The following is a 26773-nucleotide window of genomic DNA, read 5'->3' as shown; positions in this document are numbered from 1 at the left end:
TCGGCATGACGCGAGCTTGAGGCTGACACTCACACCGTCGTCCAACTGGGCACGTTTCATCGGCTCTGTCGCTGATCTTGTGATCGGCTGCTGGTCAGGTTCTAAGGAGGATCCGGGTTCGGAGGAGGTCGAGTTTGGCTCGGCCGTATCCGGCTCGCTTGATCAGCTTGACTCTGGTGACCTGGCCTTCGACTTGGCCTGAGCTCCAGGTTGAGGAGAGGCCGGCGACAACGGCGTCCTGGTCGTGGAGGAGGCCGCGGGCGAACTGCTGTAGCGATGGCAAGTCGCCGTCGTGGACCTGCTCGATCCAGCCGAAGACATCTTGCCCGCGGCGGTCGTGCATGAGAGTGGCGAAGGTCCGGACGTGCTCGACGGCTGCATCGAGCTCGGGGCAGGCGGCCCGGACCGCCTTGAGGCCGAGGACTTCGTGTGGCCGGAGCCGGTCTGGGTGCGCCATCACCCAGCGAAGTGCCCGACGAGGTTTGGGCAGGGCAGGTGTGGGAGGAGCGGTCTCGATGCCCTGCTTCAGCTGGCGGATGTATCGGTTGACGCCGGTGCGTTCGCCGCGAAAGCCCTGGTCACGGACTTCTCGGAAGAGCTGGCTGGCGTTGCGGCAGCCCTGGGTGAAGCGTTCGTAGAGGTATGGCTTGTAGTCGTCCAGCAGGGTGCGGCGCTGGGTGACCTTGACCAACAACGTGTCGACGTCCGTGGTTTGGGCGTATCGGCGGACGGCGTAGTAGTCCAGGTCGAGGTCCCGGCTGATCCCGCGGAAGGATCGGCCCTGGGCGAGGAGCTCGTGGACGCGGCGGTGTCGTTCGCGGATCCGTCCGACGATCCGGCGGGGCCGGCCGCAGACGTCGAGTGTTCCGTCCGGTGGTGCGACGGGAGCCTCCTCGTCAGGCTGCCTGGCCGCTTCGTGGCCCGCGCGGATGCAGGCGTAGTGGCTGGTGAGAGTCCTCTCGACGGCTTTGGCGAGGTTGTTCCAGAGGTGCCATACGTCTGCGATCTGGACCGCTTGAGGCACGGCGGCCCTGGCTGCCTCGGCGTAGGCGGAGGCCCTGTCGCGGCAGATGATCTCGACTTCCGGATGGTCTTCCAGCCACCGGGCGACCGTCGCGGCTTCCCGTCCAGGCAGGACGTCGATGGGGCGGCGGGCCTCAAGGTCGACCAGCAGAGTTGCGTAGTTGTGCCCCTTGAGCAGGGCGAACTCGTCCACCCCGAGGACACGCACCGCGCCGGGTTCCTCGAGGTCAGAGGCTCGAAGAAGCCGTAGGAGGGTGTCCTTCGCCACCGGCATCCCCATCCGGCGGGCCAGGCGGGCTCCCGCCCGGCCAGCCAGAGCCTCTGAACCCGCGCCAGCAGCTTGCGAAGGACCGGAGTGTGTCGGGCGTGAGGGCTGGTCAGTCCCGGAATCTGTTCGGCGAAGGTCACCGTCGGGCAGCCCGAGCTGAGGCACTTGAACCGGCGGACCATCAGCCGAATCACCACCGGAGTCGTTCCCACCGCGGCATCCGCCAGGCTCCGTTCGTACCGGCCGTGCACCCGATACGACAGCGACTTGCACCGCGGGCATCTCACCGCGTCGGCACGTGCCCGCGTACGAAACGTGACCACCTCAGCGTCCCGCGAGATCGACTCCACCACCACACCCGACAGATGCGGAAACAATCGCACCAAACCCCCAGAACCGCACACCCGAAGGCTGCCCAGCTCAACCGCCCAGCATCACAAGATCAGCGACAGAGCCCGTTCATCCGTACCTCACCGAGCACTCTGATGAGTACGCGGACAGCTGCTGCATCGTGAGGTTCGTGCGGTGGTCCACCGCCACCAGCAGTACTCGGTCGGGCAGTGGCAGCACCATCGAGGCCCGGCCTGGCTTGGCCATTGGGTGCGGTCAGCCGGTCCGTTCGGCGGCGACTATCGCGCTCTGCCCGTCACCTCGCGCGCTAGAGGTGGTTGCGGCGCTATGAGGGGGTGGGGGAGTTCTCCGAAGCAATGCGCGGAGCTCTCCTGCCAGGGCGCCGGTGTCGACTGGGCGGCTGGTGTCGAGGGTTCGGACGGGGCCGCCCAGGCCGAGTGGGCCGGGGCGGGATGCCCACGCAGTGACGCGTGCGTGGAGTTGTTCGGTGGTGAGGTTCTGGTCGAGGTGGCCTGGGTGACGCTTGCGGGTGCGGAAGCGTTCGGCGACGAGGGTGGTGTGGCAGTCGCAGAACACCTCGATCAGGTGGGCGTCGAGCTGTCGGAGCCGGCCGGGGGCGGTGTCGCGGTGCCACCAGTTCACGAGCACGGCTCGCCGGGCGTCGGCAGCGAGAGAGAACAGGATGTCGTCGGCGGCCCTGCTCAGCCGGTGGCGCCAGGCGTGATCGCCTACGCCGAGGGAGTCGTAGAGCGACTCGAGGATCACGTCCTTGTCGATGACGGGGAGGTCCAGTTCCGCGGCGAGCCCGCGGGCCACCGTGCTCTTCCCGCTGGCCGGCAGGCCGGTAAGGATCACGAAGGAGTTGTCGCGCACGGCGTCAGTGTGTGGCAGCCCGAGTGGTGGCATGAGTGCAGGCCAGGGCGGCGACGGGCAGTCGCCCTACACGAGGGTGGGGCGATGTGTCGCGCCGATTTTGACGGTGCAGGGGGTGTCATGTAGAGTCAAACGGTTGCCTGGAACTGGACAAGTTCGGCAGCGGCCCCCAAAGAAGCAATTCAGAGTGGGCACCCTCGACTCCTCATCCAGGAATCTGAAGCCGGGAAATCCGGTGGAAAACTTCTGATAGAGTCGGACTCGCCGGAAAGGGAAAGCGCGAAAGCGAAGAACTGGAAAGCGAAACCCGCTTCGACCGGGAATCGGACACGAAAGAGTCTGATAGAGTCGGAAACGCAAGAACAGAACGAAAGCCCGGAGGAAAGCCCGAGAGGGTGAGTACAAAGGAAGCGTCCGTTCCTTGAGAACTCAACAGCGTGCCAAAAATCAACGCCAAAAAGTTGATACCCCGTCCATTTCGGTGGATGAGGTTCCTTTGAAAAAGACCTGTGAGGTCACGGCTTCGGCTGGGATACTTGCAGGCAATTACACAGCGAGGATGCAGTGGACGGTCGGTCTTATTCCGACATGACTGTCCCGCTCTAAGTGCGTGTGCACCGGATTACCGGTAAACATTCATGGAGAGTTTGATCCTGGCTCAGGACGAACGCTGGCGGCGTGCTTAACACATGCAAGTCGAACGATGAAGCCCTTCGGGGTGGATTAGTGGCGAACGGGTGAGTAACACGTGGGCAATCTGCCCTTCACTCTGGGACAAGCCCTGGAAACGGGGTCTAATACCGGATAACACTCCTGCCTGCATGGGCGGGGGTTAAAAGCTCCGGCGGTGAAGGATGAGCCCGCGGCCTATCAGCTTGTTGGTGGGGTAATGGCCCACCAAGGCGACGACGGGTAGCCGGCCTGAGAGGGCGACCGGCCACACTGGGACTGAGACACGGCCCAGACTCCTACGGGAGGCAGCAGTGGGGAATATTGCACAATGGGCGAAAGCCTGATGCAGCGACGCCGCGTGAGGGATGACGGCCTTCGGGTTGTAAACCTCTTTCAGCAGGGAAGAAGCGAAAGTGACGGTACCTGCAGAAGAAGCGCCGGCTAACTACGTGCCAGCAGCCGCGGTAATACGTAGGGCGCAAGCGTTGTCCGGAATTATTGGGCGTAAAGAGCTCGTAGGCGGCTTGTCACGTCGGATGTGAAAGCCCGAGGCTTAACCTCGGGTCTGCATTCGATACGGGCTAGCTAGAGTGTGGTAGGGGAGATCGGAATTCCTGGTGTAGCGGTGAAATGCGCAGATATCAGGAGGAACACCGGTGGCGAAGGCGGATCTCTGGGCCATTACTGACGCTGAGGAGCGAAAGCGTGGGGAGCGAACAGGATTAGATACCCTGGTAGTCCACGCCGTAAACGTTGGGAACTAGGTGTTGGCGACATTCCACGTCGTCGGTGCCGCAGCTAACGCATTAAGTTCCCCGCCTGGGGAGTACGGCCGCAAGGCTAAAACTCAAAGGAATTGACGGGGGCCCGCACAAGCAGCGGAGCATGTGGCTTAATTCGACGCAACGCGAAGAACCTTACCAAGGCTTGACATATACCGGAAAGCATTAGAGATAGTGCCCCCCTTGTGGTCGGTATACAGGTGGTGCATGGCTGTCGTCAGCTCGTGTCGTGAGATGTTGGGTTAAGTCCCGCAACGAGCGCAACCCTTGTCCTGTGTTGCCAGCATGCCCTTCGGGGTGATGGGGACTCACAGGAGACCGCCGGGGTCAACTCGGAGGAAGGTGGGGACGACGTCAAGTCATCATGCCCCTTATGTCTTGGGCTGCACACGTGCTACAATGGCCGGTACAATGAGCTGCGATACCGTGAGGTGGAGCGAATCTCAAAAAGCCGGTCTCAGTTCGGATTGGGGTCTGCAACTCGACCCCATGAAGTCGGAGTTGCTAGTAATCGCAGATCAGCATTGCTGCGGTGAATACGTTCCCGGGCCTTGTACACACCGCCCGTCACGTCACGAAAGTCGGTAACACCCGAAGCCGGTGGCCCAACCCGTAAGGGAGGGAGCTGTCGAAGGTGGGACTGGCGATTGGGACGAAGTCGTAACAAGGTAGCCGTACCGGAAGGTGCGGCTGGATCACCTCCTTTCTAAGGAGCACAGTACCGATTGCAGACAAACGTTCTGCACGGTCAGCTCAGGGTGGAACGTTGATTAGTTGGCACGGTTTCCTGGATGGATCACAAGTACTGCTTCGGCGTGGAAAGTGACTCACTGACGGGGGATCGTGCTTGGCACGTTGTTGGGTATCTGAGGGTACGGCCGAAAGGCTTTATCTTCGCGATGCCGGCCCCAGTGAACTTCATCTCCGGATGAGGGTGATGGGTGGCTGGTCGTTGCTTGAGAACTACACAGTGGACGCGAGCATCTGTAGGCCAAGTTTTTAAGGGCGCACGGTGGATGCCTTGGCACCAGGAACCGATGAAGGACGTGAGAGGCCGCGATAGGCCCCGGGGAGCTGCCAACTGAGCTTTGATCCGGGGGTGTCCGAATGGGGAAACCCGGCAGTCGTCATGGGCTGTCACCCACTGCTGAACACATAGGCAGTGTGGAGGGAACGCGGGGAAGTGAAACATCTCAGTACCCGCAGGAAGAGAAAACAACCGTGATTCCGGGAGTAGTGGCGAGCGAAACCGGATGAGGCCAAACCGTATGCGTGTGATACCCGGCAGGGGTTGCGCATGCGGGGTTGTGGGAATTCTTTTGATCGGTCTGCCGGCCGGTCGGCGAGTCAGAAACCGTTGATGTAGTCGAAGGACATGCGAAAGGTCCGGCGTAGAGGGTAAGACCCCCGTAGACGAAACATCAGCGGCTTGCTTAAGAATCTCCCAAGTAGCACGGGGCCCGAGAAATCCCGTGTGAATCTGGCGGGACCACCCGCTAAGCCTAAATATTCCCTGGTGACCGATAGCGGATAGTACCGTGAGGGAATGGTGAAAAGTACCGCGGGAGCGGAGTGAAATAGTACCTGAAACCGTGTGCCTACAAGCCGTGGGAGCGTCGCTGTATGTGCTTGCACATACAGTCGTGACTGCGTGCCTTTTGAAGAATGAGCCTGCGAGTTAGCGGTGTGTAGCGAGGTTAACCCGTGTGGGGAAGCCGTAGCGAAAGCGAGTCCGAATAGGGCGATTGAGTTGCACGCTCTAGACCCGAAGCGGAGTGATCTAGCCATGGGCAGGTTGAAGCGGAGGTAAGACTTCGTGGAGGACCGAACCCACCAGGGTTGAAAACCTGGGGGATGACCTGTGGTTAGGGGTGAAAGGCCAATCAAACTCCGTGATAGCTGGTTCTCCCCGAAATGCATTTAGGTGCAGCGTCACGTGTTTCTTGCCGGAGGTAGAGCACTGGATAGGCGATGGGCCCTACCGGGTTACTGACCTTAGCCAAACTCCGAATGCCGGTAAGTGAGAGCGTGGCAGTGAGACTGTGGGGGATAAGCTCCATGGTCGAGAGGGAAACAGCCCAGAGCATCGACTAAGGCCCCTAAGCGTACGCTAAGTGGGAAAGGATGTGGAGTCGCAGAGACAACCAGGAGGTTGGCTTAGAAGCAGCCACCCTTGAAAGAGTGCGTAATAGCTCACTGGTCAAGTGATTCCGCGCCGACAATGTAGCGGGGCTCAAGCGTACCGCCGAAGTCGTGTCATTGCAGCAATAGGGCCAACGCCCGCTGTGATGGGTAGGGGAGCGTCGTGTGCCGGGTGAAGCAGCAGCGGAAGCTAGTTGTGGACGGTTCACGAGTGAGAATGCAGGCATGAGTAGCGATACACACGTGAGAAACGTGTGCGCCGATTGACTAAGGGTTCCTGGGTCAAGCTGATCTGCCCAGGGTAAGTCGGGACCTAAGGCGAGGCCGACAGGCGTAGTCGATGGACAACCGGTTGATATTCCGGTACCCGCTTTGAAACGCCCAATATCGAATCAGGCGATGCTAAGCCCGTGAAGCCGTTCCGGACCCTTCGGGGAAAGGAAAGTGGTGGAGCCGGCGAACCAGACTTGTAGTAGGTAAGCGATGGGGTGACGCAGGAAGGTAGTCCAGCCCGGGCGGTGGTAGTCCCGGGGTAAGGGTGTAGGCCGAGGGGTAGGCAAATCCGTCCCTCATATAAGGCTGAGACCTGATGCCGAGCCGATTGTGGTGAAGTGGATGATCCTATGCTGTCGAGAAAAGCCTCTAGCGAGTTTCATGGCGGCCCGTACCCTAAACCGACTCAGGTGGTCAGGTAGAGAATACCGAGGCGTTCGGGTGAACTATGGTTAAGGAACTCGGCAAAATGCCCCCGTAACTTCGGGAGAAGGGGGGCCATCACTGGTGATCGGATTTACTCCGTGAGCTGGGGGTGGCCGCAGAGACCAGCGAGAAGCGACTGTTTACTAAAAACACAGGTCCGTGCGAAGCCGTAAGGCGATGTATACGGACTGACGCCTGCCCGGTGCTGGAACGTTAAGGGGACCGGTTAGTCACATTTCGGTGTGGCGAAGCTGAGAACTTAAGCGCCAGTAAACGGCGGTGGTAACTATAACCATCCTAAGGTAGCGAAATTCCTTGTCGGGTAAGTTCCGACCTGCACGAATGGCGTAACGACTTCTCGACTGTCTCAACCATAGGCCCGGTGAAATTGCACTACGAGTAAAGATGCTCGTTTCGCGCAGCAGGACGGAAAGACCCCGGGACCTTTACTATAGTTTGATATTGGTGTTCGGTTCGGCTTGTGTAGGATAGGTGGGAGACTTTGAAGCGGCCACGCCAGTGGTTGTGGAGTCGTCGTTGAAATACCACTCTGGTCGTGCTGGATGTCTAACCTCGGTCCGTGATCCGGATCAGGGACAGTGTCTGATGGGTAGTTTAACTGGGGCGGTTGCCTCCCAAAAAGTAACGGAGGCGCCCAAAGGTTCCCTCAGCCTGGTTGGCAATCAGGTGTTGAGTGTAAGTGCACAAGGGAGCTTGACTGTGAGACCGACGGGTCGAGCAGGGACGAAAGTCGGGACTAGTGATCCGGCGGTGGCTTGTGGAAGCGCCGTCGCTCAACGGATAAAAGGTACCCCGGGGATAACAGGCTGATCTTCCCCAAGAGTCCATATCGACGGGATGGTTTGGCACCTCGATGTCGGCTCGTCGCATCCTGGGGCTGGAGTCGGTCCCAAGGGTTGGGCTGTTCGCCCATTAAAGCGGTACGCGAGCTGGGTTTAGAACGTCGTGAGACAGTTCGGTCCCTATCCGCTGTGCGCGTAGGAATATTGAGAAGGGCTGTCCCTAGTACGAGAGGACCGGGACGGACGAACCTCTGGTGTGCCAGTTGTCCTGCCAAGGGCATGGCTGGTTGGCTACGTTCGGGAGGGATAACCGCTGAAAGCATCTAAGCGGGAAGCCTGCTTCAAGATGAGTATTCCCACCTCCTTGAGAGGGTAAGGCTCCCAGTAGACGACTGGGTTGATAGGCCAGATGTGGAAGCCCGGTAACGGGTGGAGCTGACTGGTACTAATAGGCCGAGGGCTTGTCCTCAGTTGCTCGCGTCCACTGTGTTAGTTCTGAAGTAACGAACTGTGTCATATCCGGTTTGGTTAACTTCATAGTGTTTCGGTGGTCATAGCGTTAGGGAAACGCCCGGTTTACATTCCGAACCCGGAAGCTAAGCCTTTCAGCGCCGATGGTACTGCAGGGGGGACCCTGTGGGAGAGTAGGACGCCGCCGAACAATCATTGTGGGAAAGCCCCGCACCAACCCCTTGGGGTTCGGTGCGGGGCTTTTCTGCGTTTACGGGGCTTTTGGGTTTGGGTTTTAGGTTTTGGGGTGGGGAAACTCTGATGAAGTCGGGCCGGGCGGCTCGTTAGGATCCCGAGGTATGAACGAGTACGTGATACGTCCTGTACGGGCTGAAGAGTGGGACAAGGTGAAGGAGCTGCGGATCGCGGCTCTGCGGGATCCGGCCGCGCCGGTTGCCTTCCTGGAGACCCTTGAACAGGGCGAGGGAAAGAGCGACGAGTTCTGGCAGGAGCGGGCCGCCGGGGGCGCTGTGGGGCGGGGTATTCGGCAGTTCGTGGCCGAGGGACCCGATGGGGTGTGGGCCGGGACGGTGAGCGTTCTTGTCGAGGAGGCCGGCACGACCGACATCTTCGACGGGGAGATCGAGCAGGCCCAGGCGCATCTCGTGGGCGTGTTCGTCCGGCCCGGGCAGCGGGGGACCGGGCTGACCGAGAAGCTGTTCGCGGCCGCGCTGGAGTGGGCCTGGGAGCTGGAGGAGCCGGCGCTGGTGCGCGTACGGCTCTTCGTGCACGAGGAGAACGCGCGGGCCGGGGCGTTCTACCGGCGGTTCGGGTTCGTGCCCAGCGGGAAGGTCGTGCCGATGCCGACCGACCCGTCCGCGAAGGAGCTGGAGTACGTGTTCCCGCGGCCCGCTTAGCGGGCTGCCACGGGCAGGTCCGCCTCCGGCCAGCGGGAGCGGGCCTGTTCGCGGCTGCGGCACAGGGCGAGGAGCGGGAGCGTCGTGTCCTGGAGCAGCTGCGGCAGTTGGGGGATCGGGGCTACGGCGGCGACGTCCTCGAAGACCAGGGTCAGTGGTGGGTCGAGCCGACCGTCGGATGACCGTGCGGCCATGCGGCGGCCGTGCTCGACCACGCTCGAGGCGAGTGCGGTCAGCAGCGGCATCGCACCCGGGTGGGCACGAGGGTCTTCCAGGGGTTCGCCCACCACGTAGAGGGTGCCCCCTTCGGAGACGAACGATGCGAGGGCGAGGGAATCGGTTCGGTTCGGGGTGCAGGATTCCCGGATGTGGATCGAGGAGAGGGCCGTCAGGGCGCGGGCCGTCAGGTGTTGGGCCTGCTCGCGGCGCTCGGGGTGGGCGGTGAGGGCGCTCTCCAGCTCGCCGGCCGCGCCGGGGGCGGCTGTTGCCGCCTGGGGGTGGGTGCGGAGGATGCGGACCGGGTCTTGGGCGTTGGTGCCCTGGGCCCAGCGGTGCAGCTGCTTGAAGGGGCGGTTGTCCAGGGCGGCGGCCTGGAGCCAACTGCGCAGGAGCGTTTCCGCGGTGTCCGCGAGCGCGGAGTCCATGCGGGCCTGGGGGCGGACCGGCGCGAGGAGCGCGATGGCGCGGGCGGCGGCGGTGGCGCGGTCCGCGCAGCCTTCCGTGGGGCTCCAGTGGATGCGGGCCGGGGTGTCGCACAGGTGGGAGGGGTCGTAGAGGAGGACGGGGCCCAGTTTGGAGCGGGCGTCCTTCGTGTCCGACCAGAGGGTGGGGGAGGACGTGATCACGAGGAGGGGGCCGGGGGCGGCTGCGATGGCCGCTGCGGCGGCCGTGGTTCGGGCCTCGGGTGGGGCGTAGGCCAGGCGGTGGCTTTGGGGTGGGGTCGCGGACGGCACCATGGCCGGGCTTGGGGCGTAGCCGAAGCCGTAGCGGTACGCCTCGTCCGTGGGTGCGGCGCCGTTGCCGGGGGCTCTGCCCCCGGGCCCCCGTGCCTCAAACGCCGGCGGGGCTGAGAGCGGCTGCGAAGCCGACGCCGACGGGGCGGGGATGGGGTGGGGCTTGGTGGGGATGGGGACCGTGGAGGGGTGCGGGGCCGTTGCCGGGGGCCAGCCCCCGGACCCCTGTGCCTCAAACGCCGGCGAGGCTGAGAATGGCTGCGATGCCGGGGAGGGTGAGACCGGCCCGGCATCCGGGTGGGGTTTGGTGGGGGCCGTGGGCGGGTGCGGGGCCGTTGCCGGGGGCCAGCCCCCGGGCCCCCGCGCCTCAAACGCCGGTGGGGCTGGCAATGGCTGCGACGCCGGTGGGGCTGAGGGGGGCTGCGCCGTTGCAGGGGCTGGGATAGGGGAACTCGGCGGGGGAGTGTGAGCTTGCTGGCCCGACTGGCCCGACTGGCCCGACTGGCCCGACTGGCCCGACTGGCCCGACTGGCCCGACTGGCCCGACTGGCCTGACTGGCCCGCCAGTCGGCGGCGGGATTTTGTGCGGGCGATGGTGCCCAGGGTGAAGATCGCCAGGACCAGGAAGATCAGGAGCTGGCTAATGAACAGGCCCCAGAAGAGGCCCCAGTTGGAGAGGGTCTCGGGGGGTGTGTCCGGCCAGGCGGCCTGGATGTTCTGGGGTTGAGCTATCAGCGAGCGGACCGCGGTCGGGGTGCGGGTGAAGGTGACCTTGCCCGGCCAGGCGCCCTTCGCGAAAAGGGCGGCCAGGCCGGTGGACGTCCAGGTGAGGACGGCCAGGCCCAGGAGGAAGGCCAGGAGGCCTACGAGGAGTCCGTCGGGGATGCCGCCCTGGGGGCGCTGGTCCGTGCTGTTGGGCATGTCAGGCCACCGTGGTCGCCGAGCCGCCGGCGTTGCGGTGGCGTTCCATCAGGAGTGCGCGCTCCTCCGTCTCCAGTTCGGCGGCGAGGAGGTCGTCGGGCAGGCGGTGCTGGACCGAGGATTCGGTCATGGCGCGGTCGGTGAAGACCAGGGGGCGTTCGGCTTCCGTGATCAGGTGTTTGACGACCTGGACGTTGCCGTTCACGTCCCAGACCGCGATGCCGGGGGTCAGGGTCGGGATGATTTCCACCGCCCAGCGGGGGAGGCCCAGGACCCGGCCCGTGGCGCGGGCCTCGTCCGCTTTTTGGGCGTAGATCGTGCGGGTCGAGGCCATTTTGAGGATCGCCGCCGCTTCGCGTGCCGCCGCGCCGTCCACTACGTCCGAGAGGTGGTGGACGACTGCGACGAAGGACAGGCCCAGGCGCCGGCCGAACTTGAGGAGGCGCTGGAACAGCTGGGCCACGAAGGGGCTGTTGATGATGTGCCAGGCCTCTTCGACCAGGAAGATGCGCTTCTTGCGGTCCGGGCGGATCCAGGTGTGTTCCAGCCATACGCCGACGATCGCCATCAGGATCGGCATGGCGATGGAGTTGCGGTCGATGTGGGATAGGTCGAAGACGATGAGCGGGGCGTCGAGGTCGATGCCGACCGTGGTCGGGCCGTCGAACATGCCGCGCAGGTCGCCGTCGACCAGGCGGTCGATGACGAGCGCGACGTCCAGGCCCCAGGCGCGGACGTCGTCTATGGCCACGTTCATAGAGAGCGCCGACTCGGGTTCCGGGTGGCGCAGTTGTTCCACGATGTCCATCAGGACCGGTTGGCGGTCCGTGATGGTTTCCACCACGTAGGCGTGCGCGACCTTGAGGGCGAAGCCGGAGCGTTCGTCCAGGCCGTGGCCCATGGCGACTTCGATGATCGTGCGGAGCAGCGCGAGCTGCCCGGTCGCGGTGATCGCCGGGTCGAGGGGGTTGAGGCGGATCCCGTCGTCGTTCGCGGCGATGGGGTCCAGGCGGATGGGGGTTATTCCCAGCTGCTGGGCGATGAGGTTCCATTCGCCGACGCCGTCCTCGCCCTGGGCGTCCAGGACGACGACCTGGCGGTCCCGGAAGCGGAGCTGGCGTAGGACGTAGGTCTTTTCCAGGGCTGATTTGCCGTTGCCCGACTCGCCCAGGACCAGCCAGTGGGGGGCGGGCAGTTGCTGGCCGTAGAGCTGGAAGGGGTCGTAGATGTAGCCCTTGCCGCTGTAGACCTCACGGCCGATGATGACGCCGGAGTCGCCGAGTCCGGGGGCGGCGGTGGGGAGGTAGACCGCTTGCGCCTGGCCCGTGGACGTGCGGACGGGGAGTCTGGTGGTTTCGACCTTGCCGAAGAGGAAGCTGGTGAAGGCGTCCGTCAGGGCGGACATGGGATCTCGCATGGGCGGCCATTCCCTCCAGCTAGCGTCGGATGCCGGTGGCGAACGGCAAGGTGTTGACGAAGGCGCGGTGGTGCTCGCGGTCACACCATTCGAGCTTCAGGTAGGACTTGCCCGCCGAGGCGCGGATGGTGCGCTTGTCGCGGGCGAGGGCTTCGGGGGAGCGGGAGGAGACCGTGATGTACCCGACCAGGTTGACCCCGGCGGCGCCGCTCGCGAGGTCTTCGCCGCGCTGGTCGAGCCGGCCGTGCGCGGCGATGTCCCGCGGGTCGACGGTGCGGTTCATCTTGGCGGCGCGGCTGGCGTCGGCCTCGTCGTTCGTCTTCTCCGTGAGCATGCGCTCGATGGCGATCTCGGTGGGCTCCAGGTCCATGGTGACGGCGACCGTGCGGATGACGTCGGGGGTGTGGACGAGGAGCGGGGCGAGGAAGTTCACGCCGACCGGGGTCATCGGCCATTCCTTCACCCAGGCGGTGGCGTGGCACCAGGGGGCGCGGGTGGAGGACTCGCGGGTCTTGGCCTGGAGGTACGTGGGCTCCACCGCGTCGAGTTCGGCGGGCCAGGCGTTGCGCTTGGTCATGGCCTGGATGTGGTCGATGGGGTGGTCCGGGTCGTACATGGAGTGCACGAGGGAGGAGAGGCGGCCCTGGCCCAGGGGCTGGCGGACGCGGATGTCGGCCTCGGCGAGGCGGGCGCAGATGTCGGTGAGCTCGCGGGCCATGACGATGGCGAGACCGGCGTCGCGGTCGACCTTGCGGCCCTTGTACGGGGCGGCCGCGCGGGCGATGGTGTGGGCCTCGGCGGCCAGCTCGCGGGTGAAGTGGATGCAGGCGACGAGGTACGCGCGGTGCTGCTCGGAGGAGGTCGACACCATCGACTGGAGCTGGTCGTAGGAATCGCGCAGCCAGACGGGGGCGTGGGTGTCGCCGCGGGCGGCGACGTCCTTGTCGTGGGCCTCCGGGTCGGCGGGCAGGGTGCGTACGAGCATCTGGAGGCGGGTGACGAAGCCGTCGCCGTTGGCCACGTGCTTGAGGAGGGTGCCGAAGCGGTCCACGAGGGCCTCTTGGTCCTCGCTGTCGCGCAGGCCCACGCCGGGGCCCTCGATCTCGATGGCGGCGGTGACGGTTCTGCGGTCCGCGTGGAGCAGGACGGCGATCTCGTCGGGGCCGAAGGGGGCGGCGAGCCAGTTGATGCGGCCGATGCCGGGGGGCGGGCCCACCTCGACCTCGCGGCCGTCGCCGGCGCGGATCCCCGCTTCCATGGCGCCGGAGCGGAACGTCGTGCCGCGGCGCAGGGTGCGCTTGAAGCTGCGGTTGATCTCGAACCAGCGGTAGAAGGTGCGGCCGCGGTAGGGGACGTAGACGGCGGCGAGCGCGAGCATCGGGAAGCCGGCGAGGGAGACGATGCGCAGGGTGAGGGAGGGGACGAGCAGTCCGCTCATCATGCCGAGGAACGCGCCGACGATGATCAGGGCGATCTCGCCGGTCTCGCGGTTCTTGCCGACGATCGCGTTCGGCCGGGCGCGGCCGATGAGATACGTGCGGCGGGGCGTGACCGGGTGGAGCTGGTGGGACTGGGTCGTCACCGCCCGTCACCTCCTGTGTTCCTCGTGCTGGAGCCCGTACGGGGCGGGGGTGCGGCGGCGGGGCCGGTCCCGCCGCCTCCTCCGCCGGAGCCGCGGCTGCTGTGGGCGGCCATGCCTCCGGAGATCTGGTTGTCGCCGCCGGCGCGGTGGGCGCCGCCGCCGCTGTTTCCGCCGCCGCCGCGGCTGCTGTGGGTCTTGATGCCCTGGGAGACGAGGGAGGCCGGTGAGCTGATGACGGCGGCCGCCTGGGCGCCGTCGGTGGCCTTGCTGCGGTTGGTGCGGGCGGAGGCGATCTCGTCGCCGAAGCCGGGGACGAAGCGGTAGATCATCGCGGAGGCGAAGATCGCCAGGAGGATGATGGAGAGGCCGGAGACGACCGCGGAGAAGGCGTTCGGGCCCTTGTCGCCCGCCAGGGCTCCGGCGAGGCCGAGGACGATGACGATGACCGGCTTCACGAGGATGACGGCGATCATGATGCCCGCCCAGCGGCGGACGTGGCCCCAGAGGTTGCGGTCGACGAGGCCGGCGTAGACGACGGTGCCGAGCAGGGCGCCGACGTAGAGGAGCGCGGCGCGGATCACGAGCTCGAGGCAGAGGATGCCGGCGGCGAGGACGGTGACGAGGGCGACGACGATCAGCATGATCGGGCCGCCGCCGATGTCGTCGCCCTTTTTGAGGGCCTCGGCGAAGGAGCCGAAGAAGACGTCGGTCTGGCCTCCGGTGGCGGAGGAGATGACCTCGGTGACGCCGTCGGTGGCGGAGACGACGGTGTAGAGGATGAGGGGGGTGAAGGCGGAGGCGAGGACGGTGAGCCAGAGGAAGCCGATGGCTTCGGACATGGCGGTGGTGAAGGGGACGCCGCGGATGGCTCGTTTGGCGACGGCGAAGAGCCAGAGGACGAGCGTGAGGATGGTGGAGGCGGCGAAGACGATGGCGTACTGCTTGAGGAAGGCGCCGTTGGTGAAGTCGACGTTGGCGGTGCCGTTTACCGCTTTGCTGAGTTCGCCGACGATCCAGGCTGCGGCGTCGGCGCAGCCCTTTGCGAGGGAGGAGAGGGGGTTGAGGGCGTCGGCGGGGTCGTTGGGGGCTAGGCCTGCGCCTGGGCCGTTGGGGGCGGTGCCCTCGCGGTTGCAGTACTGCTTCGCAGGGCCGATCAGCAGGTCGCAAGGGTCGTCGCTGGGCAGCCGAGACGGGGTTGGCGTGGGGCTCGGGGCGGCGTAGGCGCGAGTCGCCAGGCCTGCGATGGCCAGTTGGGCGAAGGTGACCACGCCGACCCGGAGCCTGAGGCTAGCGGGCATAGGTGAAGCCTCCGAACTCCTTGACGGCCTTGCTGATGTCCTCGGAAGGCGAGGCGACCGCGTCACCGGGAACCGGCGCCGGACCGTCCTGCTGGGAGTCGGAGGCGACCTTCCAGTCTCCGTTCGACCAGACCAGTTCGAACGTCCAGGTCTTCCACGTGGTGCGTACCGGGTCGGTGGACTTCGGACCGGACATGCCGATGAGGCCGGTGTACCAGACGGAGACCTTCGCGTTCGTGGGCGCGTAGCTGTCGACCCGGGTTCCGACGGGGACGGCGCGGGTGACGAAGGAGCTGCCCTGGGGAGGGTTGCCGTTCGCGTCGAGTCCCAGTTTTGCGAGGAACGGCGCGGAGTACGCCTCGTCCTGAGGGGCTCTCATCCTGGACGCGGCGTCCGGGGTGTAGATCCCTTCCACGAGCGCGTGGCGCGTGTTCTTTCTGAACATGCCGTCGGAGCCCAGCGCCACCGCGTAGTTCGCCGCCGCGGATTGGGCGCCCTGTTCGGTCTGGGCGAAGCCCTTCGGGATGCCTGCGGACTTGCCGTCCACCGGGGGGACGCCCGTGGCTGCCGTCGGGTTGGTGGCGGTGGGGGCCTTGTCGGCGGTCGGGGGGTCTTCGGGGGTGCGGGACTGGTTGGCGAAGGCGATGGCTGCGATGAGGAGGACCACCACGCCGACGACGGTGATCAGGCCTCGGGGGGTGCGGCGCGGCGGGGCGTACGGGTCCGAGGGCTCCGGGAAGCGGGTACGGGTCTGGCCGGTGCCGCCGACCTCGCCGCCACCGTATTGGTCGTCGGTGCTCATTCGGTGTTCGCCCCCTCCGCGTCGTACGACGGTAGCGCTGGTATCCGCGCAGGCGCGGCGTGGTGAGTCCTCATCAGGGCTCGGGCTAGACGGCCATTCCGTAGACGATCGTGAAGAGGGTGCCCAGTGAGCCGATGATGAAGACGCCCGTCAGGCCGGCCACGATGAGGCCCTTGCCCTGTTCCGCGCTGAAGGTGTCGCGCAGTGCGGTCGCGCCGATGCGCTGCTTGGCCGCGCCCCAGATGGCGATGCCGAGGCAGAGCAGGATCGCTACGGCCATGACCACTTCGATCATGATCTTCGCCTCGTTGCCGAGGCTGCCGAACGGCCCCCAGTTCGGGGCGATTCCGCCGATGATGGTGGTGATGTCGCCCTTTTCGGCTGCCAGGATCATGTAACTCACCGCCCCTGTATGGGTAGTTCCGGTAGCCCGTGCCCGGACGGCAGGGGTCACTCTCTATCTTCCCTGATGAAACCGCCGTCGGATGTCGACTTGACTGCTCTCTTTACCCGATCTGTCGCCCCGGGTGCCGTTCGCGTGTCCTGACCTGGGGTCGGGCGGCGTGTGGGGGAAAGAACGTATGGTCACTCTGTGTATCACGGGGGGTGACTGCGGGCAATGATTGTCGTGCTGGTGGGCTGGGTGGTTGTCGTGGGGGCGCCGTTTGGCGCAACGGGCCGTGGTTCGTTCGACCATACCGATGATGTTTTCCGACATTCCGTCAGCCGGGGGATCCGGGTGGCTGGTTGCGGGTGATGCTCCACGTGGTTCGGTGCGGAGACGCGAGGAGTGGTGACGGATGGGTTCTCTCGGCAGGGCGGGACGGCGGGCGGGTTGGTTGGCCGGTGGGTTCGCGGTGCCGTTGGCGCTTGTGCTCACGGGGGTCTCGGTTCCGGTGGCCGTCGCCGTCGGGAGCGGTGCGTGCGTGTCTCCCGTGTCCCCGGGAGGGGGCGGTGGCGATGAGCGGGCGGCGCCCGTGGGCGGCGGCGGGTGTACGGGGCAGCGCGGTCCGCAGGGGCCCAAGGGGCCGAAGGGTGACCGCGGTCCGAAGGGTGACCGGGGGGCGAAGGGTGACCGGGGGTCGGCCGGTCCGTGTGTGGACATGGACTCGGTGAAGGCGCAGGGCAATCAGGAGCTCAGTGCCGCGCTGAGCCGGGGGAAGGCGTACATCGGACGGCGGACCGTGATGGGGACGACGGTCGGCGGCTACGCCTGGAAGGACCTCACCACGCCGGCGAACCCCGGTTTCCCGAGGGACGCGTGCGCGGTGTCCGTCACCTATACCGGCCAGCGGGCCTACGTGAAGGTGTTGACGACCGGCGGGGACGTCTCCGAGATCTTCTGCGACTACTCGGCCGCGGGCTTCGCGTGCCCGCTCGGCTGGCAGGCCGTCGTCAGGCCCTGACGGCCGGCTTCCCCGCCGGTGCCGCGTCCGGGGCACGAGCCGGGCGCGGCACCGGCGGGGAAGCCGGGCTACGGGACGAGGATGTTCGAGGCGAACGGGGCGAACCGGGTCTCGCCGGAGTGGATGACGGCGATGACCGCCCCGGTGCACCAGCGGCCGCTGGTGATGAAGACCGGGCTGTCGGTGTGGTTCGTGACCGCGGCGGGGCCGTTGTGCAGGATGCAGCCGGTCGGCTCGTGGACCGAGTGGCCGTTGATGACCAGTTCGCCCGAGGACGCGTGCGCGGAGCCGCCGAGGCCGAGGACGAGGGTGGCGGCGGCCGCGAGGGTGCCGAGGGTCGTGGTCGGTCGTCGCATGGTGGGGGAACCTCCAGTGGGCCGGCAGGTGACGGTCATCTTCCGGTTGCGTGCCTCACGGTAGGGGTTCGGGTGCGGACGGTGACGTCCGTCGAGGGGTGTGTGGATGCGCTGGGGGCGCACACGTGTCCCGCGTGCGCCGTCAGGTGTCGAGTCGGTCCCGAACGGTTGTCGAACCGGTCCCGAAGCTGCCCTACGGGAGCCAGTGCGCGGGGCGGGTGAGGGAGGGCGGGATGCGGGTCGAGGCGTTGCCCCGGGCCGCGTTCAGCTGGGGCTGCGTGAGGAAGAGGGCGCCCGTGAGGTCTGCGTCGCGCAGGTCGGTGTCGCGGAAGTCCGCGCCGATCAGGTCGGCCGTGCGCAGGTCGGCGCCGCTGAGGTCGGCGGCGATCAGGTAGGCGCCGCGGAGGTTGGCCCCGCGCAGGTCGGCGCCGGGGAGGCGGGCGCCCATCAGGTCGGCGCCGCGGTGGTTCTTCTTGCGGCCCGCGACCTTGGCCCGTACGAGCTCGCTGGTCTTGAGGAGCAGGGTGTTCACCTCCTGGCGCAGCGGGGTGATGTCGAACTCCGCGAGGGCCTCCGGGGTCGCCGCGGTCCACCGGGTGGTGTCGGCCAGGGCGGTGCGCAGCTGTGCGTGAATCGGGCGGGCGGCGGGGAGGGTGAGGGCCTCGGCGAGGTAGAAGAGCAGCTCGTGCAGGCTCCGCATCACCGGGAAGACCTCGAACATCGGGCCGGCGGTTGCGGGGTGGGAGCGCCAGTCGCGGCCGCCGAAGGTGACCTGGGAGACCTGCTGGCCGGCGCCGAAGCAGTCGAAGACGGTGCAGCCCTGGAAGCCCTGGTCGCGCAGCCCGGTGTGGATGCCGCAGCGGAAGTCCTGCCGGAGGTTCTTGCAGGGGGTGCCGGCGGGCTTGTTCACGGCGAAGTCGGTGGACTTGGAGAAGGGCAGCGCCACGCAGCAGAGCGCGAAGCACTGGGTGCAGTCCGCTTGCAGGAGGGGGAGCGGGGCGGGGGCGGCAGGGGCGGGGCCGGTGGCGGGAGGCTTGGGCACGTCCTCATTGTCTCCCGGTGGGGGACTTGGGTGGTCGCCGGGTGCCCGCACCGCGGAAAGCCCTTGATCGTCGTGGGCGGGTCCGGGGAGCATCGGGGTATGACCGAAGTGATCGCAGTAGCCGTCATCACCTTCCTCGCCGTCATCAGTCCCGGCGCGGATTTCGCCATGGTCGTCCGCAACAGCTACCTCTACGGGCGGCCCACCGGGCTGTTCGCGGCCGCCGGGGTCGCGGCCGGGGTACTGGTGCACGTCTCCTACACGATGCTCGGGGTCGGTCTGCTGATCGCCTCCTCCGCCGAACTGTTCACGGTGATCAAGCTCGCGGGCGCCGCGTACCTGGTGTGGATCGGGATACGGACCTTCCGGGCGCGCACCGAGGTGGCCGTGGATCTGGAGGAGAAGGGCGGGTTGACGCCGTTCGGGGCGCTCAGGAGCGGGTTCCTGACCAACGTGCTCAACCCCAAGACCACGCTGTTCGTCGTGTCCACCTTCACGCAGGTGGTCGGGCCGGGTACGCCGGTGTGGCAGCAGGCCGGGTACGGGCTGTTCATGTCGGCGGCGCACCTGGGGTGGTTCGGGGCCGTCGCGCTGTTCTTCTCCAACTCCCGGCTGCGCGACCGGATGCTGAAGGCGCAGAAGGCGCTGAACCGGGCCATCGGCTCGGTCCTGGTGGGGCTCGGGGTGGGGCTGGGCTTCGCCCGCTGACTTTTGGGCCGGGAGGGGGGGAGGGGGAGGGGCAGGCGGGGCTGGCGGTCGCCGATTACCAGTCGGTAGCGTGGCGGCCATGGGTGCCGAGAGTGGTGTCAGCGAAGTCAGCGGTGTCAGCGAAGTCAGCGGTGTAGAGGGGTTCTACGAGCGGGTCGACGCGGGGCGTTTCCTGGCGAGCGGCTACACCCGCGGCCCGTGGGATCCCGGCTCGCAGCACGCCGGACCGCCGGCCGCGCTGCTGGGGCGGGCGATCGAGGAGCGGCCGGGCGGGCGGGACGACATGCGGATCGCCCGGATCACCTACGAGATCCTGCGCCCGGTGCCGATCGGCCCGCTGGAGGTGACGACCAGCGTGCTGCGGGCCGGCCGCGGCACCGAGGTGGTCGAGGCGGCGCTCGCCCCCGCCGGGGCGGCGCCCGTGATGCTGGCGCGGGCGCTGCGGATCCGGGTGGCGGGGGAGTCCGTGCCGTCCGTCGTGCCCGGGCCGGAGCTGCCGCCGCCCGGGGAGGTGGGGCTCACGCCGTTCTTCCCGGTGCCGTGGGAGAAGGGCTACCACTCGGCGATGGAGACCCGTTTCACGCGGGGCGCGTTCGTCGAACTCGGGCCCGGGACCTGCTGGATGCGGATGAAGGTGCCGCTCGTGGCCGGGGAGGAGCCGCGGCCTCTGGACCGGGTCCTGGTCGCGGCGGATTCGGGGAACGGCATCAGTTCCGTCGTGGACTTCGGGCGGTACCTCTTCGTCAACGGCGACCTCACCGTGCACCTGCACCGCCATCCGGCCGGTGAATGGGTGTGCGTGGAGGCCCGTACGAGCGTGGACGCGGCGGGCATCGGACTGGCGGACGCACGGCTGCACGACGAGAAGGGGCCGATCGGGCGGAGCGCGCAGAGTCTGTTCGTTGCGCCGAGGGGGTAGGAGCCGGGGCAGGCCGAGTCCCCAATAGGTCTTATCGTCTTATGAGTTCACCCGTCCGCCGTGTTCTGTGCTCCAAGTGCCCCGGGTGGGGCGGTTCCTGTGCCGGTCCCCCAGCGGGATGATTCGACACGGGGTGGCGGGAGCCCCGGGAAAAGTCGTTCGATGGGGGAAGGTTGGCGGGTGCGCAGACTCTGGGTGGTCGGTGGAATCAGCTTCGGGGCGTGCCTGTGCTTTCTCGCCCTGCTCGTGGTCGGTACGTACTCGGCGGCCGCGGGCATCGCGACCGGCGCGGGCGGGCGGGCCGGCGGGCTCGCGAAGGGGGCCGTCCCGGGGAAGTACCAGCCCCTCGTGCAGAAGTGGGGCAACCTCTGCCCGACGCTCTCCCCGGCGTTGCTGGCCGCCCAGCTCTACTCGGAGAGCGGCTGGAACCCGGGCGCGGTGAGTCCGGCCGACGCGCGGGGCATCGCGCAGTTCATCCCGGGGACGTGGGCGACGCACGGTATCGACGGGGACGGTGACGGGGACCGTGACATCTGGGACCCGAACGACGCGATCCCGTCGGCGGCTTCGTACGACTGCGAGCTGGCGCGCTACGTGTCCAAGGTGCCCGGAGATCCGGTGAAGAACATGCTGGCCGCCTACAACGCGGGTCCCGGCGCGGTGAAGCAGTACGGGGGCGTCCCGCCGTACCGGGAGACCGAGGGGTACGTGAAGACCATCACGAACCTCGCCAAGAGCTTCGAGGCCCCCGTCGGGCGGGTCGCGCCCTCCCAGCAGGCCGCCGGGGCGATCTACTTCGCGCAGAAGCAGCTGGGGACCCCGTACCTGTGGGGCGGGAACGGGACGCCGGAGCAGGGCGGGCGGTTCGACTGCTCGGGGCTGACCAAGGCCGCGTACGAGTCGGTGGGGATCGACCTGCCGCGCGTGGCCAATGACCAGTACAACGCCGGTCCGCATCCCTCGCGCGCGGAACTGCTGCCGGGGGACCTGGTGTTCTTCTCCGACGATCTGACGAACTCCCGGGAGATCCGGCACGTCGGGCTCTACGTCGGCGGCGGCTACATGATCAACGCACCGTTCACCGGAGCCGTGATCCGTTTCGACAAGATCGACACACCCGACTACTTCGGCGCGACGCGCGTGACGAAGGACGGGGCGGAGGCGCTGCCGCGGCGCGAGGGCGTCGGCAACACAGCGTGAAGCGAAGGCCCTGAGCTGCGACGATGAGTCACTCTTCGATAACGTTGGGGTGATCATTCGGTGGAGAGTGGAACGTAGCCGCCAGAACGGGCGTTCCATGGTCACCGGGGCAGGACGAGCGGAAGCGCCGGATTGATCACCGGGGGGCGAAGGGCCGCACATCGGCGTGCGGCCGTACGGGTACCAAGGCAAGGGCAAGGGGCCGCATCACCATGGCTGGACTCACAACAGGTGGGCCGAACGTGGATGTAAGCCTGCTGTACGAGATCAACGGACTGGCGGGGCGAGCCCCGGGCTGGCTGGACCGCACGGTCGCGGTCCTCGGCGAGTACGGGATCCCGCTGGCCCTCGTGCTCCTGGTGCTGTGGTGCTGGCGCGGAGCGCGCCGGCAGGACGAGCCCGCCGCCGTCGAGTCCTTCGCGGCGCTCGTGTGGGCCCCGCTCGCCGCCGGGGCCGCGCTGCTCCTGAACGTTCCGCTGCGGGAGTTCGTGGGCCGGCCGCGGCCGGCCGCGCAGCACGGCGAGGTCGAGGTGCTGGACAGCGGCACCGGGATCGGCCAGAGCGCCTTCTCCTTCGTCAGCGACCACGCGACGCTCGCGATGGCGCTCGGCGTCGGCCTGTTCGTCGCCCACCGCAGGCTCGGCTTCATCGGGATCGGGCTGGCCCTGCTGGAGGGGTTCACCCGGGTCTACATGGGCCTGCACTATCCGACCGACGTCATCGGCGGGCTCGCCCTGGGCACCGCGGTGGTGCTGCTGCTCGCGCCGCTCGCGATGGCGCTGCTGACCCCGGCGGTGCGGGCGGTGGCCCGGTCCCCGCGGCTCGGCGTACTGGTCCGGTCGCGCGACCGCGTGGTGGCCCGGCCGGTGGACCTCGCGGCGACGCCGCCGGCGGGGCGCGGACACGAGAGCGACCTCGCCGCCTGACGCGCCGCTCCGGGCGGTGCCCGGAGCGTCAGCCGATGCGGTACGAGTCCCAGACGCTCAGCACCACGGCCGCCAACAGGCACAGCGCCGCGGCCCCGAAGCAGACGCGGACCGCGGCCGGACGGGAGCGCTGGGGCGGGGTCACGGATCGCCGCCCGGGTCCGTGGCGTCCGCAGGCGCCTCCGCGTCGGAGCGCCGGTAGCGGGAGCGCAGCCACAGGCCGGTCGCGGCGGCCGCGGTGGTGGTGACCCCGATGGCCAGGGCGACGTCGCCGGGTCCGTCGGCCGTGCCCACGGGGCTGGCCCGGGCCGGGGTGGCGGGGGCGAACGCGATCAGCAGGGCCCAGAAGAGGGCGGCGAGTCGGGGCGCGGGTCCGGGCATGAGTCAAGGGCAACCGCTCCCGGGCGTGTCGGCCAGCCGGGCCGTCCGATCGGGCGACCCGTCGGCGTGCAGGCGTGCGGGGCTGCCGGCCGGTGCCGGGCCGGCGGCGGGCCCGTGGCCGGCAGGGGTGCCCGGCCCGTGGCTGGCCCGTGGTGACGAGCTCCGGGCTACTCCGGGGCGTGGCCGGTGGCGTCCTTGCGGGCCAGGTCGCGGGAGCGGCGGGCGGGGCCGCGCCAGCCGCACGTACAGGCGGCCAGGCTGAACGAGCCCCGTTCGGAAGTGCTCGTGGCGTGATCGGTGGACGGTGCCGGCGCCGCGCTGGAGGAGTCGCGGGGCAGCGGCACTGAGGCAAGCGGAGGGACGAGGGTCGCTTCGGTGTGCGGTTCCACTCCACCAAGGTACCGGGCCGGGTGCCGGTGGGGCACTGGCGCGGGGCGAGGAGGCCGCGGCCGTGACGGGAGGCCCGGGACCTCGTTAAGCGGAGCGGGTGGGGCCTCGGGCAAAAAGCGGTCACGCGTTGGGGGTTGGCAGGCGATGGTGGTGCACCAGCACAGGCGGAGGCGGGGACGCGCGGGTCGGGCTGCGGTCGCGGTCGGCCTGGCCCTGACGGTGGCGGCGTTGAGCGGGTGCGGTGGCGACGCCGTCGCGGGCGACGACGCCCGGCCCGCCGACGACCCGGCGGCGACGGTCCGCGGGGCCGCCGACGCGCTCCTGGCGACCGGGAGCGCGCAGACCCGTACGGCCATGGAGATGGCCACGGGCGGCACCCGGGTCACGATCCGGGGCGAGGGAGGGGTCGACTTCAAGAACCGGATGGGGCAGCTGCTGGTCATGCTCCCCGACGACGCCAAGGGCAAGGCGGAACACCGGCCCATCACCGAGCTGCTCGTACCGGGCGCGCTCTACATGAAGAACCGGGGCGCCGGAGTACCCGACGACAAGTGGGTCCGGGTCGACACGACGGCCCTCGCCGACGGGAACCTCGTCACCGGCGGGGCCACCGACCCGATGGCCGCCGCGGAGCTGCTGCGCGGGGCGCAGGAGGTGACGTACGTGGGTGAGACCGAGGTGGCCGGGACCAAGGTGCGGCACTACCGGGGCACGACGGACATCGCGCGGGCCGCCGCGCAGGCCTCACCGGCGGTGAAGGGGGCGCTGGAGGCGGCGGCGAAAGGGTTCAGCAAGGACGCGGTGCCGTTCGACGCCTACCTCGACGCGGAGGGCCTGCTGCGGAAGGTCCGCCACCGCTTCACGTACGTCAACAATGGCGTGATCGATGTGTCCTCCACCACGCTGCTCTACGGCTTCGGGACCCCGGTCACCGTCGTATTGCCGGCCGAAGGGGACATTTACGCCGGAAAGATCGCCGATTAGCCGCCGGGAGCCCCCGGGGCAGGCGGCGCGATCGGGCCGCGGCAGGCCATCGGTCCGGTGTGGGGGGGGCCGGAAATGGTCCATCCGTGTCATGTGCGCCGCGCCGCGCGCTCCCTACGCTGAGAAGCCGAGCGCCGGCGACCGGACGACGGCAGATTGAGGTGACACGCGTGACTCCCGCAGGCGGTTCTACGGTGCAGGACCTCGTGGCTCTGGCCGAGATCGAACTATGCGGAGAGTTGATCATCGCGGCGTCGGCCGTGGCCGAGGAGAGGCTCAGCCAGGACCGGATCGACGAGGTGCTGATGGGCGTGTGGTCCGGCTGACCCCCGCTCCCCGGGTCAGGTGCGCAGCAGCCGGGCGATCGCCTTCGTCGCTTCCTCGACCTTGGCGTCGATCTCTCCCCCGCCCTTGACGGCGGCGTCGGCGACGCAGTGCCGCAGGTGCTCCTCCAGGAGCTGGAGCGCGAAGGACTGGAGCGCCTTCGTGCTCGCCGAGACCTGGGTGAGTATGTCGATGCAGTAGACGTCCTCGTCGACGAGGCGCTGGAGCCCCCGGATCTGCCCCTCGATCCGGCGCAGGCGCTTGAGGTGCTCGTCCTTCTGGTGGTGGTAGCCGTGCACCGCGCCGGTGTCCGTGTCCGTGGTGGCTCCGGAGCCCTCCGCCTGGATGGCAGTCATGCGTCCTCCCGTGGTCCGGAATGGGGGACCTATACCCCTCATGGGTATAGGGTACCGGCCCCCGGCCGCAGGGGCAGGGGCCCGTGGCCCTCACTCTGCCTGATGGAGGACACTGGGGAACTGCCGGTTAGCCGTGGCCGGGGGATGCGCCTAGCATCAGCCTGACCGAATCCAATGCACCCCGAGGACCTCACGTGCGATTTCGTCTGACCCCCAGGGAGACGAGCTTCTACGACATGTTCGCCGCATCCGCGGACAACATCGTCACGGGCTCCAAGCTCCTCATGGAACTGCTCGGAGCGGACTCCTCCGCCCGGGTCGAGATCGCGGAGCGGATGCGGGCAGCGGAGCACGCGGGAGACGACGCCACCCACGCGATCTTCCACCAGCTCAACTCCTCCTTCATTACGCCGTTCGACCGCGAGGACATCTACAAGCTGGCGTCCTGCCTCGACGACATCATGGACTTCATGGAAGAGGCGGTCGACCTGGTCGTCCTCTACAACGTGGAGGAGCTCCCCAAGGGTGTCGAGCAGCAGATCGAGGTACTGGCGCGCGCGGCCGAGCTGACGGCCGAGGCCATGCCCCACCTGCGCACGATGGAGAACCTGACCGAGTACTGGATCGAGGTCAACCGCCTGGAGAACCAGGCCGACCAGATCCACCGCAAGCTGCTCGCCCAGCTCTTCAACGGCAAGTACGACGCCATCGAGGTGCTGAAGCTCAAGCAGATCGTCGACGTGCTCGAAGAGGCGGCCGACGCGTTCGAGCACGTCGCGAACACGGTGGAGACCATCGCGGTCAAGGAGTCCTGAACCTCGTGGACACCTTCGCTCTGGTCGTGACCATCGGTGTCGCGCTCGGCTTTACGTATACGAATGGTTTTCACGACTCCGCGAACGCGATCGCGACCTCGGTCTCGACCCGTGCGCTGACCCCGCGCGCCGCGCTCGCGATGGCCGCGGTCATGAACCTCGCCGGCGCCTTCCTCGGCAGCGGGGTCGCCAAGACGGTGAGCGAGGGCCTGATCGAGACGCCCCACGGCAACCGGGGCATGTGGATCCTCTTCGCGGCGCTCGTCGGCGCGATCGTGTGGAACCTGATCACCTGGTACTTCGGCCTGCCCTCGTCCTCCTCGCACGCGCTGTTCGGCGGCATGGTGGGCGCGGCGCTGGCGGGCGGTACGGAGGTGCTCTGGTCGGGAGTGGTCGACAAGGTCGTCATCCCGATGTTCGTCTCGCCGGTGGTCGGTCTTGTCGTCGGTTACCTGGTGATGGTCGCCATCCTGTGGATGTTCCGCCGCGCCAACCCGCACAAGGCGAAGCGCGGTTTCCGCATCGCGCAGACGGTGTCGGCGGCCGGCATGGCGCTCGGCCACGGTCTGCAGGACGCGCAGAAGACGATGGGCATCGTGATGATGGCCCTGGTCATCGCCGACGTGAACAGCGCGGGCGACGAGATCCCGGTCTGGGTCAAGATCGCGTGTGCCGTGATGCTCTCGCTGGGTACGTACGCGGGCGGCTGGCGCATCATGCGCACCCTCGGCCGCAAGATCATCGAGCTGGACCCGCCGCAGGGCTTCGCGGCGGAGACCACCGGTGCCTCGATCATGTTCGGCTCGGCGTTCCTCTTCCACGCGCCGATCTCCACCACCCACGTCATCACCTCGGCGATCATGGGCGTGGGCGCGACCAAGCGGGTGAACGCGGTCCGCTGGGGCGTCGCCAAGAACATCATCCTGGGCTGGTTCATCACCATGCCGGCCGCTGCGCTGGTCGCGGCGCTCAGCTTCTGGGTGGTCAACCTCGCCTTCGTGTGACCGCACGCG

General features: G+C 67.6%; 24 protein-coding genes, 3 rRNA genes and 1 pseudogene. 13 read left to right on the top strand and 15 right to left on the bottom strand.

Going from position 1 to position 26773, the window contains the following annotated elements:
* Window positions 1-94: 94 nt before the first annotated feature.
* From OG247_RS20355 to OG247_RS20345, 4 genes and pseudogenes are all read right to left on the bottom strand, one after another.
* Window positions 95-1573: an ISL3 family transposase gene (locus tag OG247_RS20355; RefSeq protein ID WP_327253594.1), complete on the bottom strand. Its 1479-nt coding sequence runs from the start codon at window positions 1571-1573 to the stop codon at window positions 95-97.
* Window positions 1465-1695, bottom strand: a pseudogene (locus OG247_RS44845) (transposase family protein); the annotation flags it as partial. The gene OG247_RS20355 and the pseudogene OG247_RS44845, both read right to left, overlap by 109 nt.
* A 55-nt stretch (window positions 1696-1750) precedes the next feature.
* Window positions 1751-1888 (bottom strand): hypothetical protein, encoded by a 138-nt coding sequence (locus tag OG247_RS20350; RefSeq protein WP_327253593.1) that lies wholly within the window; start codon window positions 1886-1888, stop codon window positions 1751-1753.
* Between the two features lie 9 nt (window positions 1889-1897).
* Window positions 1898-2515, bottom strand: coding sequence for an AAA family ATPase (locus tag OG247_RS20345; RefSeq protein ID WP_327253592.1), 618 nt, complete (start codon window positions 2513-2515; stop codon window positions 1898-1900).
* Between the two features lie 635 nt (window positions 2516-3150).
* On the opposite strand from OG247_RS20345, the gene OG247_RS20340 reads away from it, so the two are divergent.
* The 4 genes from OG247_RS20340 to OG247_RS20325 all read left to right on the top strand — a co-directional run bounded on the left by OG247_RS20340 (window position 3151) and on the right by OG247_RS20325 (window position 8980).
* Window positions 3151-4675 (top strand): 16S ribosomal RNA (locus OG247_RS20340).
* 283 nt (window positions 4676-4958) lie between these two features.
* Window positions 4959-8082, top strand: a 23S ribosomal RNA gene (locus OG247_RS20335).
* Window positions 8083-8156: 74 nt separating this feature from the next.
* A 5S ribosomal RNA gene (rrf, locus tag OG247_RS20330) occupies window positions 8157-8274 on the top strand.
* Together the 16S, 23S and 5S rRNA genes form the textbook arrangement of a ribosomal RNA operon.
* A gap of 148 nt (window positions 8275-8422) precedes the next feature.
* On the top strand, window positions 8423-8980 hold the full coding sequence (locus tag OG247_RS20325; protein WP_327253591.1) for a GNAT family N-acetyltransferase: 558 nt from the start codon (window positions 8423-8425) through the stop codon (window positions 8978-8980).
* Here OG247_RS20325 and OG247_RS20320 read toward each other — a convergent pair.
* The 6 genes from OG247_RS20320 to OG247_RS20295 all read right to left on the bottom strand — a co-directional run bounded on the left by OG247_RS20320 (window position 8977) and on the right by OG247_RS20295 (window position 16347).
* Window positions 8977-10854: a type VI secretion protein gene (locus tag OG247_RS20320; protein ID WP_327253590.1), complete on the bottom strand. Its 1878-nt coding sequence runs from the start codon at window positions 10852-10854 to the stop codon at window positions 8977-8979. The two genes, OG247_RS20325 and OG247_RS20320, sit on opposite strands and share 4 nt — an antisense overlap.
* Before the next feature lies 1 nt (window position 10855).
* Window positions 10856-12271 carry an ATP-binding protein gene (locus OG247_RS20315; protein WP_250744631.1) on the bottom strand — a complete coding sequence of 472 codons (1416 nt, stop codon included), beginning with the start codon at window positions 12269-12271 and terminating at the stop codon, window positions 10856-10858.
* 19 nt (window positions 12272-12290) lie between these two features.
* Window positions 12291-13853 (bottom strand): SCO6880 family protein, encoded by a 1563-nt coding sequence (locus tag OG247_RS20310; protein ID WP_327253589.1) that lies wholly within the window; start codon window positions 13851-13853, stop codon window positions 12291-12293.
* A complete protein-coding gene (locus OG247_RS20305; RefSeq protein ID WP_327253588.1) occupies window positions 13850-15151 on the bottom strand; it encodes a hypothetical protein in 1302 nt (433 codons plus the stop codon). The genes OG247_RS20310 and OG247_RS20305 overlap by 4 nt, the downstream gene beginning before the upstream one ends.
* A complete protein-coding gene (locus OG247_RS20300) occupies window positions 15141-15953 on the bottom strand; it encodes a hypothetical protein (RefSeq protein WP_327253587.1) in 813 nt (270 codons plus the stop codon). Before OG247_RS20300 ends, OG247_RS20305 begins: the two co-directional genes overlap by 11 nt.
* Before the next feature lie 85 nt (window positions 15954-16038).
* Entirely contained in the window at window positions 16039-16347 is a 309-nt protein-coding gene (locus OG247_RS20295) for a hypothetical protein (protein ID WP_031145169.1), read from the bottom strand.
* Between the two features lie 709 nt (window positions 16348-17056).
* Here OG247_RS20295 and OG247_RS20290 point away from each other — a divergent pair.
* On the top strand, window positions 17057-17359 hold the full coding sequence (locus OG247_RS20290) for a hypothetical protein (protein ID WP_327253586.1): 303 nt from the start codon (window positions 17057-17059) through the stop codon (window positions 17357-17359).
* Window positions 17360-17427: 68 nt separating this feature from the next.
* Here the strand turns inward: OG247_RS20290 and OG247_RS20285 are convergent, their stop codons facing one another.
* Both OG247_RS20285 and OG247_RS20280 read right to left on the bottom strand, forming a co-directional pair.
* Window positions 17428-17715, bottom strand: a complete 288-nt coding sequence (locus tag OG247_RS20285; protein WP_327253585.1) for a hypothetical protein — start codon at window positions 17713-17715, stop codon at window positions 17428-17430.
* A 193-nt stretch (window positions 17716-17908) separates the two neighbouring features.
* On the bottom strand, window positions 17909-18757 hold the full coding sequence (locus OG247_RS20280) for a pentapeptide repeat-containing protein (protein ID WP_327253584.1): 849 nt from the start codon (window positions 18755-18757) through the stop codon (window positions 17909-17911).
* A 99-nt stretch (window positions 18758-18856) separates the two neighbouring features.
* Between OG247_RS20280 and OG247_RS20275 the strand changes: the two genes are divergently transcribed.
* From OG247_RS20275 to OG247_RS20260, 4 genes are all read left to right on the top strand, one after another.
* Window positions 18857-19465: a LysE family translocator gene (locus tag OG247_RS20275; RefSeq protein ID WP_250744626.1), complete on the top strand. Its 609-nt coding sequence runs from the start codon at window positions 18857-18859 to the stop codon at window positions 19463-19465.
* Between the two features lie 79 nt (window positions 19466-19544).
* Window positions 19545-20384: a thioesterase family protein gene (locus OG247_RS20270; RefSeq protein ID WP_327253583.1), complete on the top strand. Its 840-nt coding sequence runs from the start codon at window positions 19545-19547 to the stop codon at window positions 20382-20384.
* Between the two features lie 180 nt (window positions 20385-20564).
* Window positions 20565-21584, top strand: a complete 1020-nt coding sequence (locus tag OG247_RS20265) for a C40 family peptidase (protein ID WP_327253582.1) — start codon at window positions 20565-20567, stop codon at window positions 21582-21584.
* A 212-nt stretch (window positions 21585-21796) separates the two neighbouring features.
* On the top strand, window positions 21797-22510 hold the full coding sequence (locus OG247_RS20260) for a phosphatase PAP2 family protein (RefSeq protein ID WP_327253581.1): 714 nt from the start codon (window positions 21797-21799) through the stop codon (window positions 22508-22510).
* A gap of 141 nt (window positions 22511-22651) precedes the next feature.
* On the opposite strand, the gene OG247_RS20255 is transcribed toward OG247_RS20260, so the two are convergent.
* Both OG247_RS20255 and OG247_RS20250 read right to left on the bottom strand, forming a co-directional pair.
* The gene (locus tag OG247_RS20255) at window positions 22652-22891 is read right to left on the bottom strand and encodes a hypothetical protein (RefSeq protein ID WP_327253580.1); all 240 of its coding nucleotides are present in this window, start codon (window positions 22889-22891) and stop codon (window positions 22652-22654) included.
* Window positions 22892-23058: 167 nt separating this feature from the next.
* Window positions 23059-23280, bottom strand: a complete 222-nt coding sequence (locus tag OG247_RS20250) for a hypothetical protein (protein WP_327253579.1) — start codon at window positions 23278-23280, stop codon at window positions 23059-23061.
* A 145-nt stretch (window positions 23281-23425) separates the two neighbouring features.
* On the opposite strand from OG247_RS20250, the gene OG247_RS20245 reads away from it, so the two are divergent.
* On the top strand, window positions 23426-24265 hold the full coding sequence (locus tag OG247_RS20245; RefSeq protein ID WP_327253578.1) for a hypothetical protein: 840 nt from the start codon (window positions 23426-23428) through the stop codon (window positions 24263-24265).
* 170 nt (window positions 24266-24435) lie between these two features.
* On the top strand, window positions 24436-24591 hold the full coding sequence (locus OG247_RS20240) for a hypothetical protein (RefSeq protein WP_250744641.1): 156 nt from the start codon (window positions 24436-24438) through the stop codon (window positions 24589-24591).
* Window positions 24592-24606: 15 nt separating this feature from the next.
* On the opposite strand, the gene OG247_RS20235 is transcribed toward OG247_RS20240, so the two are convergent.
* Window positions 24607-24945 carry a metal-sensitive transcriptional regulator gene (locus tag OG247_RS20235; RefSeq protein ID WP_327253577.1) on the bottom strand — a complete coding sequence of 113 codons (339 nt, stop codon included), beginning with the start codon at window positions 24943-24945 and terminating at the stop codon, window positions 24607-24609.
* 194 nt (window positions 24946-25139) lie between these two features.
* On the opposite strand from OG247_RS20235, the gene OG247_RS20230 reads away from it, so the two are divergent.
* Window positions 25140-25760 carry a DUF47 domain-containing protein gene (locus tag OG247_RS20230; RefSeq protein ID WP_327253576.1) on the top strand — a complete coding sequence of 207 codons (621 nt, stop codon included), beginning with the start codon at window positions 25140-25142 and terminating at the stop codon, window positions 25758-25760.
* A gap of 5 nt (window positions 25761-25765) precedes the next feature.
* Window positions 25766-26764, top strand: coding sequence for an inorganic phosphate transporter (locus OG247_RS20225; protein WP_327253575.1), 999 nt, complete (start codon window positions 25766-25768; stop codon window positions 26762-26764).
* Window positions 26765-26773: the final 9 nt, after the last annotated feature.

The sequence above is a fragment of the Streptomyces sp. NBC_01244 genome (assembly GCF_035987325.1).
GTDB lineage: Bacteria > Actinomycetota > Actinomycetes > Streptomycetales > Streptomycetaceae > Streptomyces.
The sequence above is the reverse complement of the archived record's forward strand: the minus strand, read 5'-3'. Positions and strand labels throughout refer to the sequence as shown.